Origin of the sequence: Streptomyces sp. NPDC047706 (genome assembly GCF_043204795.1) — a bacterium.
In the GTDB taxonomy this organism is placed as follows: domain Bacteria; phylum Actinomycetota; class Actinomycetes; order Streptomycetales; family Streptomycetaceae; genus Streptomyces.
In genome coordinates, this window is sequence record NZ_JBIDCW010000017.1 from 58,070 (window position 1) to 72,596 (window position 14,527).

Sequence of the window (14,527 nt, forward strand, 5' to 3'; positions counted from 1 at the left end):
GTGGTCAGGCGTCCCGCAGGAACCGGTCGAGGACCCGCACGCCGAAGTGCAGCGCCTCGACGGGCACCCGCTCGTCGACGCCGTGGAAGAGGGCCTGGTAGTCGAGGCCCTCGGGCAGCTTCAGCGGCGCGAAGCCGTAGCCGGTGATGCCGAGCCGGGAGAACTGCTTGGCGTCGGTGCCCCCGGACATGCAGTACGGCACGACGTGCCCCTCGGGGGCGAACTCCTCCACGGCGGCCCGCATCCTGGCGTACGTCGGCGAGTCCAGCGGTGCCTGGAGCGCCACCTCGCGGTGCTCGAACTCCCAGTCCACGTCCGGCCCGGTGAGCAGGTCGAGGGTGGCCCGGAACTCCTGCTCGGCGCCCGGCAGGTACCGCCCGTCGACGTGGGCCACGGCCTCGCCCGGAATGACGTTGATCTTGTATCCGGCGTCCAGCATGGTCGGGTTGGCGCTGTTGCGCACGGTGGCCTCGACGAGCTTGGCGGCCGGCCCGAGCTTCTCCAGCAGCCTGTCGACGTCCCTCAGGTCGCCGTCGACGCCGTACAGCGCGGCCAGCTCGGTGAGCGCCGCACGCACGGTCGGGGTCAGCCGCAGCGGCCACTCGTGCGCGCCGATCCGCGCGATCGCGGCGGACAGCCGGGTCACCGCGTTCTCGCGGTTGACCTTGGAGCCGTGCCCGGCGCGCCCGCGCGCGGTGAGCTTGAGCCAGCCCGTGCCGCGCTCGCCGGCCGCGATCGGGTAGATCTCGCGGCCCGCCCCGTCGTGGAAGGTGAACGCCCCGGACTCGCTGATGCCCTCGGTGCACCCCTCGAACAGCCCGGCGTGCCGGTCGGCGAGGAAGCCGGAGCCGTCGACGGCGCTGGCCTCCTCGTCCGCGGTGAACGCGACGACGATGTCCCGCCGGGGCCGGACGCCCTCGCGGGCCCAGGACCGCACGACGGCGAGGATCATCGCGTCCATGTTCTTCATGTCGACCGCGCCCCGCCCCCAGACGACCCCGTCGCGGACCTCGCCGGAGAACGGGTGCACGCTCCAGTCGGCGGCCTCGGCGGGTACGACGTCCAGGTGCCCGTGCACCAGCAGCGCGTCGGCGGACGGGTCGCTGCCCTCGATCCGGGCGACCACGTTGGTGCGCCCCTTGGTGCGCTCCACAAGCGTGGGTTCCAGGCCCGCCTCGGCCAGCCGGTGGGCGGCGTACTCGGCGGCGGGCCGCTCCTGGCAGTCGCCGCCACCCCGGTTCGTGGTGTCGATGCGGATGAGGCCGGAGGTGAACTCCACGACCTCCTCCAGCGCCTGCTGATCAGCCATACTGCTCCTCCACGGCGGCCGAGACAACGGTGGTGACCGCCTTGAAGGTGCGGATCCCCTCGTACATCGTCGCACTGGTGTACGCCACCTTGCGCTCCCCGGTCCGGTCGACGCCCGGCACGACGGTCGCCGCCATCGCGAGGTGCTCGGCGTCGAACTCGACCGCGACCGTGCAGGGGCCGGAAGCGACCGGTTCGTACCGCACGGCCAGCGTGGCCGCCTCCTTGGCGGCGGCCCGGATGTCGGCGGCGGTCCTGGCCGGCGTGCGGCACACGGCCGCGTACCGCGACACATGGTCCTTCACGGCGACCTTCAGCGCCTCGGGCGCGTACCCGAGCGCGTCCTCGCACGCCACGTCGTCGCCGGTCACCAGCACCACGGGCACCCCGTACTCGGCCACGACATGCGCGTTCAGCAGACCCTCGCTGGCCCGGACGTCGTTCAGCCACACGCCGGTGATGGAGTTGGCGAGGTAGGTGTGGGCGAGGACGCCCTCCGCGCCGGCGGCGGCGTGGTAGCCGACGAAGGCGATCCCGTCCACGTCGCCGCGCTGCACGCCCTCGACCATCGACAGCGGCTTGTGCCGCCCGGTGAGCATCTGCACCCGCTCGTCCAACTGCTCGAGCAGCAGGTTGCGCATGGTCCAGTGGGCCTCGTTGACCAGCACCTCGTCTGCGCCGCCGTCGTAGAAACCGAGCGCCGCCGCGTTGACGTCCGAGGTGAACAGGGAACGGCAGCGCTCCCACTGCGGTGTGCCGGGCAGCACGTCCGCCGGCCAGGTGACACCGGTGGCGCCCTCCATGTCGGCGCTGATCAGGATCTTCATGAAGCGTCACGTTACGCGGAGATTCGGCGGGCGACCAGAACGGATTTCGCGCGGCCCGTACTTCGCCCGACCCTACGCCCGCGCGCACACCCGTGTCACCCGGTGCGGCCCGCGAGCAGCCACTTCGACGGCAGCTCGATCCGGGTGCCGTCGGGCCCCGTCTCCGTGGTGGTCAGCGGCAGCTCGCCGCTCGCCAGCACGGTGAGGCCCGCCGCGGTCAGGTACTCGGGCACCGCGGCGTCGGCGACCTCGCCGGGCGCGATGCCGTGCCGGAAGACCGGCGCGAGCTTGGCGGGCGGTCCGGCCGGACTCTGTGCCAGGCCACGCAGGACGGGCCCGGCGGCCTCGGCGAGCTCGACGAGGAAGACCCGGCCACGCTCGCCGACGAGGCTCGCGATCCCGTCGACGAGCGGCTGCCGGTCCCCGGGCTCGCACTGGTGCAGTACGCCGCGCATGTACACGTTGGCGTCGCCGAGCTGCGCGCGCAGCGTCTCCACCTCGGTCTTGTCGGCCGCGTCCAGCTCGCGGTACGTCGCCTGGCCGGCCGGATCCGCCTGTTCGGCGTGCGCGACGGCCGCCGCGGACAGGTCGGCGCCGAGGACGCGCGGGAACCGCCCGGCGAGGAAGCGGGTCTGGGTGCCGTTGCCGCAGCCCAGGTCGACCATCGCCAGCCCGGGGTCGGCCAGGAGCGGCTCGAACAGGGCCACGTGCCGTCCCGCGGTCAGCGCGGGCTCGGCGTCCCAGAACACGGAGCCCGGCCCGCCGGGCGCCTCGCGCCAGAACCCTTCCCAGGCCGCCCGGTACCGACTCGTCACACTCATGGCCAACTCCCCAGGTCCGACACCGATTTCCCGCCGCGGGCGACGGGCCAGTACGGTCTACCGCGCCCGGCGCGCGGCCACAAGGACACGGCGCGCGGACGGCGCATACCTTCACGCCGCGTTCGAACGGAGTACGCCGTCCTGAAGGACGGTTCAGCGACGCGGCAGCGTGAGTTCGAACCAGACGGTCTTGCCCTCCTCGGTACGGCTGGCGCCCCACTCGCGCGCGAGGGTGCTCACCACCCGCAGCCCGCGGCCCGCCTCGTCGAGCGGTCCGGCGCTGCGCAGCGCCGGCAGGTCGTGATCGTCGTCGTCCACCTCGCACAGCAGCGTGTCGCCGCGTACGAGGCGCAGCACGACCGGCCGGCGGTGGGAGTGCCGTACCGCGTTGGTGACCAGCTCGCCGGCCATCAGCTCGGCGCTCCCGGCGAGCTCGGAAAGGCCCCACTCGTGCAGCCGCTCGCGGACCACCGCGCGGGCCCTGCCGACCTCGGCCGGGTCGAGGGGGAAGCGCCGTTCGACGACGTCGCCGGCTGCGATGCCGCCCAGGCGGGCCATCAGCAGGGCCACGTCGTCCTTGCGTCCGCCGCGCGCGCCCAGGGCGCGGATGATCGTGTCGCAGGCGGCGTCCATGGACGCGGCGGGGTGGGCGGCCGACTCGCACAGCGTGGCGAGCCCGACACCGATGTCCTCACCGCGCATCTCGACCAGCCCGTCGGTGCACATCACCAGGCGGTCACCGGGCTCCACGCGCACGCGCACCGCCTCGAACGGCACCCCGCCGACGCCGACGGGCGCGCCGGTGGGCAGATCGAGCAACTCGCTGCGGCCGTCGGCGGCGCGGACCAGCACGGGCGGGATGTGGCCCGCGTTGGCGAGGTGCAACTCGCCCGCGATGGGGTCGTACACGGCGTACACGCAGGTCGCGAGATAGCTGTCGCCGAGCCGCTGGGCGAGGTCGTCGAGGTTGCGCAGCAACCGCGCGGGCGGCAGGTCGAGGGCGGCCATGGTCTGCACGGCCGTACGCAACTGGCCCATCATGGCGGCCGAGTTCAGGCCATGGCCCATGACGTCGCCGACGACGAACGCGGTGCGCGCGCCGGGCAGCTTCACCGCGTCGAACCAGTCGCCGCCCACCCGTCCGAGCAGCGTCCCGGGCAGATAGCGGGTGGCGATGTCACAGCCGGACATGCGCGCCGGGATGTGCGGCAGCATGCTGTCCTGGAGGGTCTCGGCGACGCTCTCCTGGAACGTGTACATCCGCGCGTTGTCGAGCACCAGGCCCGCGCGGGCGGCGAGTTCGGCGCCGGTGACCCGGTCCATGTCGTTGAACTCGGCGCGCTCGGGGTGCCGCAGCAGGACCATGAACCCGAGCACGACATGGCGGGCCTTCAGCGGTACGACGAGCATGCTGCGGCCCGTGATCAGCGGCCGGATGTCACGCTTTTCGAACTGCGAGGCGATGGCGTGCCCCATCGCCTCGCTGATCCGGGGCACCAGAACGGGCTCGCCGGTCGTCATGCACTGGAAGAACGGTGTGGCCGCCGGGAACGGCATGGCCTCGCCGACGGGGACGACGTCGTCCCAGCGGCCCGGTTCGTCGGTGTGCTCCAGGGCCACCCGGTGCCACAGGGTGGTGGTGTCCGGCACGCCGTCCGGGAAGCCCTCGCCTGCGACGACCTGTTCGCGCAGATAGGTGCCCGCGACGTCGGTGAAGCGGGGCACGACCGCCCTGCTGACCTCGACGATCGTGCGGGCCAGATCGAGCGAGGTGCCGATCCTCCCGCTGACCTCGTTGAGGAACTCCAGACGCTCGCGTACGGCGGCGTACTCCAGGTCGCCGGCCTCGTCGCGCAGTTCCTCGGGAACGGGCGCGCCGGCGGCCATGGCACGGGCGAGCCGCGCACGCCGCGCCGTGCGCCCGGCACGCCGGGGCACGCCCCAGTCGGGGGTGACCGGAACCCGGTCGTTCTGGCTGAACTCCAGCACGGGATAGCCCAGTTCGAGGACCTGCGCGACGATTCGGGCGCTCTCGCCGACGCTCATGCCGGGCAGGATGTCGGGGAGCCTGCGGGCCAGTTCGTCGGCGCCGGGGAAGTCGGTGTGCAGGGCGAAGGCGGGCGAGATCCGCTCCACGGGCGCGTCCTTGCCGGTCTCGTTCACGCGCAGCGCGGCGGCGTCGGCGGCGAGCACCAGCAGCCGCTCCGCTCCGGGGCCCACCAGCGGGTACGCCCACCACAGCACGTCGATCCGGCCACCGTCGGGCACGGTGAGCCGGGCGGTGCCCGCGGCCGGGTAGGACAGTCCGCCGTCGAGTGAGGCCCCGAGGTCCGGACCGAGACCGTCGTACGCCCCGTAGGGTCCGTACGGCGAGGGGTCCTGATGCGCCGGCAGGGCGCCGGAGACGGGCAGCAGGTCGCTCACCGGGCGGCCTGTCGCGGACTCCTTGGCGGTGCCGAACAGCCGCCGCGCGCCGGTGCTCCAGTGCGACACGAGGCCCTCACGGTCCACCACGACCACGGCCAGCGGGACCCGCCCCGCCGGCGTGCCGCTCCCGGCCGGGTGGCCGGGAGGTGCTTCCCGGTCGGTGCCATGCTCCACGGCCCAGGCCCTCTCTCCACGGCTGTGCAAGATCTGTGCCCCGGCTCACCACCGTACGGCGCCGACCGCGGCGATGTGCGCCAATACGGGAATTGAGGCGCCCGGACGCGCGGGCGCACGAGGGGTGCGCCCCTCGGGCGGCTCAGTCCTCGTGGCCCAGCTGGAGGTCCCGTTCGGTGCGCCCCCCGCCCGCCACCTGGAGCACGGTCGCCACGGGCGGGTATCCGGCCGCGATGACCGTGTACTCGCCGGAGGAGAGGTCGACGAAGCGGAACGTGCCGTCGGGACCCGTGGTGAGGGTGTCGACGACGTTTCCCGCCGCGTCCAGCAGGGTCACACGCGCGTCCTCCACGGGCCGTCCGCCGCCCGCCCGGACCGTGCCGCGCAGCACGGCGCCGCCGGCCAGTTCGACGTCCTGCCGGGTCTCCCGGGCGGCCTGCACGGTGACGGGGAGCGCGGCGGGGCGGAACGCGGGCGCGCTGGCGGCGAGGGTGTACTCGCCAGCGACCAGTTCGCTGATGACGTAGCCGCCCTCGCGTCCGCTGCGGGTGCTGGAGACGACCTCGCCGTGCACGTTGGTGAGGGTGACCGTGGCGTCCCGTACCGGCGTGCCGTCGGCGGTGAGCACACTCCCGGCGAGGCGTCCCGCGCCGCCGAGGACGACGTCCAGCTCGACGGGGCGCTCGCCGACGGTCACGGAGACGGCCTGCGGCTGGTGACCGCCGGCCGCCGCGATCAGGACGTACGCCCCGGAGCCGGGCGTGGCCAGCGCGTAGCGCCCGTCCTCGCCGCTGGCGCCGCGCCCGATCTGCTGTCCGGCGACGTCGATGAGGGTGAGCGCCGCGCGCGGGACGACCGTCCCGTCGGGGTGCTGCACGGTACCGCAGACGGCGATCCCGGCGGCGTACGGCGAACGGGCCTGTGGGATCGGGGTGTTCACCGGCGCGGTGTCCGTCTCGGGGGTGTGGTGGGCCACCAGCGGTTTCTCCTTGAGGAAGAACGACAGGAGCAGGCCTGCGGCGAGCACGGGCACGAGGTACAGGAAGATCCTCGGCATGGCGTCGGCGTAGGCCTGGACGTAGCCGTCGCGCAGCGCCGGGGGCAGTGCGTGGACGGCCTGGGGGGTGATGGACTCGGCCCCGGGCAGGGCGGCACCCGCGCGCGGCAGGTGCTCGGCGAGGGAGTCGGTGAGGCGGTCGGCGAAGAGGGTGCCGAAGACGGCGGCGCCGACGCTGCCGCCGATCTGCCGCAGGAAGTTGTTGGCACTGGTCGCCGTGCCGAGGTCGGCGGGGCGCACGGAGTTCTGCACGGCGAGGATCAGCACCGGCAGCACCATGCCCATCCCGGCGCCGAGGACCCCCATCCAGATGCTGTAGTGCAGCCGGGGGGTGTCGGCGTCGAGCCGGGAGAGCAGCCACATGCCGGCGACGGACAGGGCGCTGCCGAGGATCGGGTGGATCTTGTAGTGGCCGGTGGCGCTGATGAGCTGCCCGGAGATGATCGAGGCGGCGACGATGCCGCCCATCATCGGCAGCATCAGCAGCCCGGACTCGGTGGCGCTGGCCCCGTCGACCAACTGCAGGAAGGTGGGCAGATAGCTGGCGGCGCCGAACAGGGCGACGCCCAGCACCAGGCCGATCAGACCGGTGATGTTGAAGACCGGGTCGCGGAACAGATGGAGCGGGATGAGCGGTTCGGCGGCGAAGCGCTCGGCGACGAGGAACAGCGCGACGGCGGCCACGGCGCCGGCGGCGAGGCCGAGGATGACCCGGGAGCCCCAGTCGTACTCGGTGCCGCCCCAGCTGGTGAGCAGGACCAGACAGGTCGAGGCCGTGGTGAGCAGCAGGGCTCCGGGGATGTCGAGCCGTGCCTTGGCCCGGGGTCTGGGCAGTTTGAGTACGACGGCGACGACGGCCATGGTGACCAGGCCGAAGGGCACGTTGATGTAGAAGCACCAGCGCCAGGACAGGTGGTCCGTGAAGTAGCCGCCGAGCAGCGGCCCGGCGACGGAGGCGAGGCCGAAGGCGGCGCCGATCAGCCCCATGAACTTGCCGCGCTGCCGGGGCGGCACGATGTCCGCCATGATCGCCTGGACGCCGATCATGAGCCCGCCGGCCCCGACGCCCTGCACCGCGCGGAAGGCGATCAGCTGGTCCATGGTCTGCGCGCGGCCCGCGAGGGCGGAGCCGGCGACGAAGACGACGATGGCGAACTGGAAGACACCCTTGCGGCCGAGGAGATCACCGAGCTTGCCGTAGATCGGGAGTCCGATCGTGGCCGTGAGCAGATAGGCGGTGATCGCCCAGGACATCTTGTCGAGGCCGTTCAGCTCGCCCACGATCTTCGGCAGGGCGGTGGCGACGATCATCTGCTCCAGGGCGGCCAGGAGCAGGGCCAGCATCAGCGCGAAGAAGACCAACCGCACCCGTCGCGGGCCGAGTTCGGCGGCCGGGGCGGGCGGTGGCACCGGGAGCCGCGGGGGCGCCACCGCCACGGCCGGTCCGTCCTGCACCAGAGTGGTCCCGCCCACGTACCGCTCCCCTCGTCGCGCTGCTGCACCATTCCCGCGTAAAAGCGACAACCAACAACAAGCGCGGCGAGTTACGGATTCATGCCGGCGGGACCTGAGATCCACCCGAACCGGTGAGGGGCCAACGGCCTTTGCGGACCGGCCTCTTGGGCTACTTCTCCACTTCGGCGGCGAGCTTGTCGAGCATCGCGTCGTAGATCCGGGCGAGACCCTTGGGTGCGAACGTCTTCTCGAAGAAGCCGCCGATGCCGCCCGCACCCTGCCAGACGGTGACCACGACGACTCGGGACCTGCCCTCGCCCGCGGGGGTGACCCGCCAGGTGGTGACCATGGAGGAGTTGCGGTCCTTCTCGACCAGTTCGCCGTCGGTCGGCTCGGTGACCTCCAGGAGGCAGTCCCGGACGCGCTTGCTGGTGGCCTGGAGCTTCCAGTGGACGAGGGTGCCCTCACCGTCACCGCCCTCGCGCACCTCGTACTCGCTGAAGTGCTCGGGCAGCAGCTTCGCGCGCGTGCCGCTGTAGTCGGCGAGGGTGTCGAACACCTTCTCCGGGTCCGCCGCGACGACGCGTTCCGTGGTGGCCTCGACCTGCGCCATGGAGTTCCTCCAGCACCTGGGTTCTCGGGATCGGGGCAAGCCAACCACCCCGGTCCCCGGCCGCCCAAATCGGGGGCACGGAAGTGATCGATCGGGTATCGGAGCGCGACCGGAGGTGACACCCGCACGATCATGGGAACAGACGTTCTATTGTGAGGGCGGTGCTATCGACGAGGCGCCATGCGCTGGGAGAACCTCACCCTGGAATCCGGCGACCGCCCGGCCGACGCCGCGCTGTTCGGCGCGGACGCGGTGACCACCCGTACCTTCGACGCCCCCGAGTGCGCCGGCATCACCTTCCACGAGGTGCGGGCCCGCTCGATCATCAACCGGGTGCCGGGGGCCTCCCGCATGCCCTTCATCGGCCCCACGCGCGCGGGGACGCGGCGCCGGATCCGGGAGCCGGAACCGGCCTCGTCGGCGATGCCCGAGCAGACTCAGCTTTCGCTGATCTGAGAGCGTTCGAGCGCAACTCGCGGCCCGATCGGGTCAAGAATCGACGGAACACGTTCTTACAGGTGCTCACCCCGGGACGATGCGGCGAGGACCGCGGGACGCGCGGTCGCGACCCTCCGTCCTGGGAGGACCCCATGAAGAAACGCGCAGCCGCGCTGTGCGGCGCCGCCGTCGTGGTGGCCGGGACGTTCACGGCCGTCCCCGCCCGGGCCGGCGGCGCGTACGCCACCGGGCCCACCTGGAAGGAGTGCGGCACCGCCGACTACCCCACGCTCCAGTGCGCGTCCCTGGAGGTGCCGCTCGACCACGCGGACCCCGGCGGGCGGAAGATCACCCTCGCCCTGTCCCGCGTCCCGCACACCGCGAAGACGTTCCAGGGGCCGCTGCTGGTCAATCCCGGCGGGCCCGGCGGCAGCGGGCTGAAACTCGCCGGGTTCGTCGCCTCCGCACTGCCCAGGGCGGTGGCGGCCCAGTACGACGTCATCGGCTTCGACCCACGCGGCGTCGGCGCCGGAAAGCCGGCGCTGAACTGCGCTCCCGGCCACTTCGACCCCGTGCGCGCCGCCTCCGTGCCGGCCACCACGGCCGTCGAGCAGGCGGGCCTGACGCGCGCGAAGTCCTTCGCCGACGCCTGCGGCACGAAGTACGCGCGCGAGCTGCCGCACATGAACACGCTCAGCTCCGCGCGGGACATGGACCGGATCCGGCGCGCCCTGGGCGCACCGCGGATCAACTACTTCGGCTACTCGTACGGCACGTATCTCGGCGCGGTCTACGCCAAGCTCCACCCGGACCGGGTACGGCGCATGGTCCTCGACTCGGTGGTCGACCCCACGGGTGTCTGGTACGACGACAACCTCGCGCAGGACAGCGCCTTCGGCGACCGCCACCGGGCCTTCATGACGTGGGTCGCCGAACACGACGCCTCCTACCGGCTGGGCACCGATCCGGAGAAGGTCGAGGCCAAGTGGTACGCGATGCGCACGGCTCTGGACAAGCGGCCCGCCGGTGGCACGGTGGGCGCGGCCGAGCTGGAGGACACGTTCCTGCCCGGCGGCTACTACAACGGCTACTGGCCCTACCTCGCCGAGGCGTTCGCCGCGTACGTGGGCGAGAAGGACCCCGGCCCGCTCATCGAGGCGTACGAGGACTTCGGCGCGGCCGACGCCGCCGCGGAGAACGGCTACAGCGTCTACACCGCGGTCCAGTGCCGGGACGCGGGGTGGCCGCGTGACTGGCGGCAGTGGCGCAAGGACAACTGGGCGGTGCACGCGAAGGCGCCGTTCATGACCTGGAACAACGCCTGGTACAACGCACCGTGCGCGTTCTGGCCGACGGCTTCCCTGCGTCCGGTGGACGTGGCCAACACCAAGCTGCCGCCGGTCCTGCTGTTCCAGGCGACGCACGACGCGGCCACGCCGTACCAGGGCGGTGCGGCGGTCCACCGTCTGCTGCGCGGCTCCAGCCTGGTGGTGGAGAAGAACGGCGGCAACCACGGCATCACACTGAGCGGCAACACCTGCCTCGACGAGCACCTGGCGGCCTACCTCACCGACGGAACGGTGCCGCGCGGTCGCGGTGAGGCCGACGCGCAGTGCGCGGCACCGCCCGGCCCGAAGCCCCTGGTCGCCAAGGCCGGGGGGCAGTCGCGGGGCTCGACCCTGCACCGGCTGCTCGGCTTCCGCGGCTGAACGGTGAGGTGACGGCCCGTCGGGGCGCTGCGGGGCCCATGGTCCACCATGGACGCATGAGTGAGCCGACCAGGATCCCCGCTCCCGACGGGGTCGCAGCCGCCACGCAGTACTCGCACGGGGGCATCGGCACCGGCCGTCTCGGCGCCGGGCCGGTCCGCCCCGGGCACCTGAGGGAGATCGACGCGTTCGCGGTGGTCGCCGCGTGACCGGGCCGCACATCCGCGAGCTGGTGCTCGCCGACTGCGACCGGGTGGCCGAGATCCGCGTCCGTGGCTGGCAGAGCGCCTACCGGGGCCTGATGCCGCAGTCCTTTCTCGACGCGCTCAGCGTCGCGCAGGACGCCGCGCGTCACCGGGCCCGCTTCGGGCAGGGCGACGGCACGGTGGTGAACCTGGTCGCGGAGCGGGCGGGCGAGATCGTCGGCTGGGCTTGTCACGGCCCCTACCGGGGCGGCGAAGCGCGCACCACGGATGCCGAGTTGTACGCGATCTACGTGCACCCCGAGCGGTACGGCGAGGGCATCGGGCAGGCCCTGCTGGGGGAGTCGGTACGACGCTGCCGGGCCGCCGGTCACCCCCGGATGTTGCTGTGGGTCCTGCGGGACAACATCTCCGCCCGCCGCTTCTACGAGCGGGCGGGGTTCACCGCGGACGGCGCGGAGGAGCCTTTCGAGGTGGAGGGGGTCGAGGTGCCGGAGGTGCGGTACGCACGGGAGCTGCCCCGCCCGCGGTAGCCGGGTGCCGCCGTGGCCGCTCCCCTCACCCCTTGCGCTGCTCCGGAATGCGGGCCAGTGCCGCCACGGCCGCCTCCGCCAGTGCCGGGTGCGCCAGCGCCTCGTGCAGCACGGCCCTGGCCCGGGTGTCGCCCAGCGCACCCAGCCCCTCCACGCAGGCGAGGGCCACACGGCGGTAGGGGTCGTGCGGGCGCAGCCGGCGCCGCAGCGTGGTGATCAGCGCGGGGGCCGACTCGGGGGCGCGCAGCTCGACGAGCAGGCGCACGGGGTACAGGGCGTAGGCGACGCGCAGTTCGTTCGTGGCGAGGGCGGCGGCGGCGCGGGCGGTGCGCGGGTCGCCGAGCCGGGCGAGGGCGTGGGCGGCGGACGCGCAGCGCGGTGGATCGCGGTGGTTGAGGAGCAGCACGAGGGACTCGAAGGCCCGCCGGTCGCCCGCGAGGCCCAGCCGGAAGGCGGCCAGTTCCCTTGCCCACAACGGCACGCCGGGAGCGGTGAGCACCTCGGCCAGTTCGCCGTGGTCCCCGGTGGCCGCCAGCCGCTCGTACTCCGCGGAACCCGCGGACTCCTGCCGTAAACGCTCCGTGAGCGAGCGCAACTCTTCGTCCATGACGCGAGCGTACAAACGATCTCGGCGGGAGGGACCTACATCACAAAGACAGAGGACTGGCGCGCTCGTTACCCACGGGTTAAGCTCATACGAGCGAGTTACCCACTCGCACCCCGCTCGCGACGGCCTGGTGACGCAGCCGCCGCGAGGGGACCCCTCCCCCGCTCGCGGAGCGGTGGGGGACGTCGGTTCGGTACGTCAGGTACCGCAGTACGACTCGGCCACGGGACAGGGCCGGTCGGTCATCACCGTTCCCCGGGCGTGTGCACGTCCGCGGCGACGGCGCCGGGCGTGTGCGCTTGCGGCCCGGAACCACCCGCACTCCTCACGCACCCGGTGCGCCCCGGCGCACCCGGCGCGTTCCCAGTCGTCACCCTCATTCTCCAGGAGTCCCGCGATGGCCACTCCCCTGTCCGACAGCCCTCTGTCCCCGCTCAAGACCATTGCCGTGGTCGGCCTCGGCACCATGGGCACCGGTATCGCCGAGGTCCTGGCCAAGGCCGGCCGCGACGTCGTCGGCATCGACATCAGCGAGGCCCAGGCGCTGCGCTGCGTCGCCGCCCTGGAGTCCTCCACCGCCCGCGCCGTGGAGCGCGGGCGCCTGACCGAGCAGGAGCGCGCCGACGCCCTCGCCCGTGTCCGCACCACCACCGACCTGCGGGCGGCGGCCGGCGCCGACCTGGTGATCGAGGTGGCTCCGGAGTCGTACGAGATCAAGCAGCAGATCTTCCGCGAACTGGACGGCGTGGTGCGCCCGGAGACGATCCTGGCGACCGGCACCAACGCCCTGTCCGTGACGCGCCTGGCCGCCGAGTCGGCCCGCCCGGAGCGCGTGCTGGGGCTGCACTTCTTCAACCCGGCCCCGGCGATGAAGCTCGTCGAGGTGGTCTCCTCGGTGCTCACCGCACCGCAGGCCACGGCCGCGGTCACGGACCTCGCGATCGAGCTCGGCAAGGAGCCCGTGGCGGTCGGTGACCGGCCCGGTTTCGTCGCCGACGGTCTGCTGTTCGGGTACCTCAACCAGGCCGCCGCGATGTACGAGGCGAGGTACGCCTCCCGCGAGGACATCGACGCCGCGATGCGGCTGGGCTGCGGTCTGCCGATGGGGCCGCTCGCCCTGCTCGACCTGATCGGCGTCGACACCGCGCGGACCGTCCTGGACGCCATGTACACCGCGTCCCGTGACCGGCTGCACGCCCCCGCCCCGATCCTGAAGCAGCTCAGCGAGGCGGGCCTGACGGGACGCAAGGCGGGCCGCGGCTTCTACACCTACGAGTCCCCGGGCAGCGCCACCGTCGTGCCGGACGCGCTGACACCGCGGGAGGGCGGGAACCTCACGCCGGGCCGCGCGGTCCGCTCGGTCGGTGTCGCGGGCTCCGGCACCATGGCGTCCGGCATCGCCGAGGTGTTCGCGAAGGCGGGCTACGAGGTGGTTCTCGCCGCCCGCAGCGAGGAGAAGGCGCAGACGGCCAAGGCCCGCATCGGCAAGTCCCTCGCCCGCTCCGTCGACAAGGGCCGGCTGACCGCTCAGGCGGCTGCGCAGACTCTGGAGCGGATCACCCCGGCGGGCTCGTACGACGCCTTCGCGGACGTCGACCTGGCCGTCGAGGCCGTCGCCGAGGACCTGGAGATCAAGCGGCAGCTGTTCGCGGCGCTGGACAAGGTCTGCAAGCCGGGCGCGGTCCTGGCGACGACCACCTCGTCGCTGCCGGTCGTCGCGTGCGCCCGCGCCACCTCGCGTCCGCAGGACGTGATCGGCATGCACTTCTTCAACCCGGCGCCGGCGATGAAGCTGGTCGAGGTCGTCCGCACGGTGCTGACGGCCGACGACGTCCACGCCACGGTCCGCGAGGTCTGCGCCAAGGTCAGGAAGCACGCCGTCGACTGCGGCGACCGTGCCGGGTTCATCGTCAACGCCCTGCTCTTCCCGTACCTGAACAACGCGATCAAGATGGTGCAGGACCACTACGCGTCCCTCGACGACATCGACGCGGCGATGAGGCTGGGCGGCGGCTACCCCATGGGCCCCTTCGAGCTGCTCGACGTGGTCGGCCTGGATGTGTCGCTGGCCATCGAGAAGGTGCTGCACCGCGAGTTCCGCGACCCGGGACTGGCCCCGGCGCCGCTGCTGGAGCACCTGGTCGCCGCGGGCTGCCTCGGCCGCAAGACGGGCCGGGGCTTCCGCGAGTACGCCCGCCGCTAGGGGCGTTCCGTGGATCCGTCCGGCCCGCAGGAGCGGCCCGGCGCGACCACGCCGGGCCCGGTCGCGGGGAGCCGGCCCACGGCCGCCGAGGCCGGGGGCGCCGGAGCGGGCGCGCCGGCAGGCGCGCGTGCCCGGCGCCGTTCCGCCGGCCC

Annotated in this window: 10 protein-coding genes and 2 pseudogenes; 5 read left to right on the forward strand and 7 right to left on the reverse strand. The window is 73.0% G+C overall.

Annotation, left to right across the window (positions count from 1 at the left end; genetic code table 11):
• Positions 1–4: 4 nt before the first annotated feature.
• From ACGF8A_RS20840 to ACGF8A_RS20865, 6 genes are all read right to left on the reverse strand, one after another.
• The gene (locus ACGF8A_RS20840) at positions 5–1,309 is read right to left on the reverse strand and encodes a M20/M25/M40 family metallo-hydrolase (RefSeq protein ID WP_393110218.1); all 1,305 of its coding nucleotides are present in this window, start codon (positions 1,307–1,309) and stop codon (positions 5–7) included.
• On the reverse strand, positions 1,302–2,135 hold the full coding sequence (locus ACGF8A_RS20845; protein WP_393110220.1) for a M55 family metallopeptidase: 834 nt from the start codon (positions 2,133–2,135) through the stop codon (positions 1,302–1,304). The genes ACGF8A_RS20840 and ACGF8A_RS20845 overlap by 8 nt, the downstream gene beginning before the upstream one ends.
• A gap of 95 nt (positions 2,136–2,230) precedes the next feature.
• Entirely contained in the window at positions 2,231–2,956 is a 726-nt protein-coding gene (locus ACGF8A_RS20850) for a class I SAM-dependent methyltransferase (protein WP_393110222.1), read from the reverse strand.
• 153 nt (positions 2,957–3,109) lie between these two features.
• Complete coding sequence (locus ACGF8A_RS20855) at positions 3,110–5,557, reverse strand: SpoIIE family protein phosphatase (RefSeq protein ID WP_393110224.1); 2,448 nt, start codon at positions 5,555–5,557, stop codon at positions 3,110–3,112.
• Between the two features lie 142 nt (positions 5,558–5,699).
• Positions 5,700–8,087, reverse strand: a complete 2,388-nt coding sequence (locus ACGF8A_RS20860; RefSeq protein ID WP_393110226.1) for an MFS transporter — start codon at positions 8,085–8,087, stop codon at positions 5,700–5,702.
• Between the two features lie 151 nt (positions 8,088–8,238).
• On the reverse strand, positions 8,239–8,682 hold the full coding sequence (locus ACGF8A_RS20865) for an SRPBCC family protein (RefSeq protein WP_393110228.1): 444 nt from the start codon (positions 8,680–8,682) through the stop codon (positions 8,239–8,241).
• 180 nt (positions 8,683–8,862) lie between these two features.
• On the opposite strand from ACGF8A_RS20865, the pseudogene ACGF8A_RS20870 reads away from it, so the two are divergent.
• The 4 genes and pseudogenes from ACGF8A_RS20870 to ACGF8A_RS20885 form a co-directional block, all read left to right on the forward strand.
• Positions 8,863–9,042 (forward strand): annotated as a pseudogene (locus ACGF8A_RS20870) (radical SAM protein); the annotation flags it as partial.
• Between the two features lie 230 nt (positions 9,043–9,272).
• A complete protein-coding gene (locus tag ACGF8A_RS20875; RefSeq protein ID WP_393110230.1) occupies positions 9,273–10,829 on the forward strand; it encodes an alpha/beta hydrolase in 1,557 nt (518 codons plus the stop codon).
• Positions 10,830–10,885: 56 nt separating this feature from the next.
• Positions 10,886–10,978 (forward strand): annotated as a pseudogene (locus tag ACGF8A_RS20880) (RidA family protein); the annotation flags it as partial.
• Between the two features lie 56 nt (positions 10,979–11,034).
• Positions 11,035–11,565, forward strand: a complete 531-nt coding sequence (locus tag ACGF8A_RS20885) for a GNAT family N-acetyltransferase (RefSeq protein WP_393110232.1) — start codon at positions 11,035–11,037, stop codon at positions 11,563–11,565.
• Positions 11,566–11,590: 25 nt separating this feature from the next.
• On the opposite strand, the gene ACGF8A_RS20890 is transcribed toward ACGF8A_RS20885, so the two are convergent.
• Positions 11,591–12,172: an adenylosuccinate lyase gene (locus ACGF8A_RS20890; protein ID WP_393110234.1), complete on the reverse strand. Its 582-nt coding sequence runs from the start codon at positions 12,170–12,172 to the stop codon at positions 11,591–11,593.
• 397 nt (positions 12,173–12,569) lie between these two features.
• On the opposite strand from ACGF8A_RS20890, the gene ACGF8A_RS20895 reads away from it, so the two are divergent.
• Entirely contained in the window at positions 12,570–14,375 is a 1,806-nt protein-coding gene (locus tag ACGF8A_RS20895; RefSeq protein ID WP_393110236.1) for a 3-hydroxyacyl-CoA dehydrogenase family protein, read from the forward strand.
• Positions 14,376–14,527 lie beyond the last annotated feature (152 nt).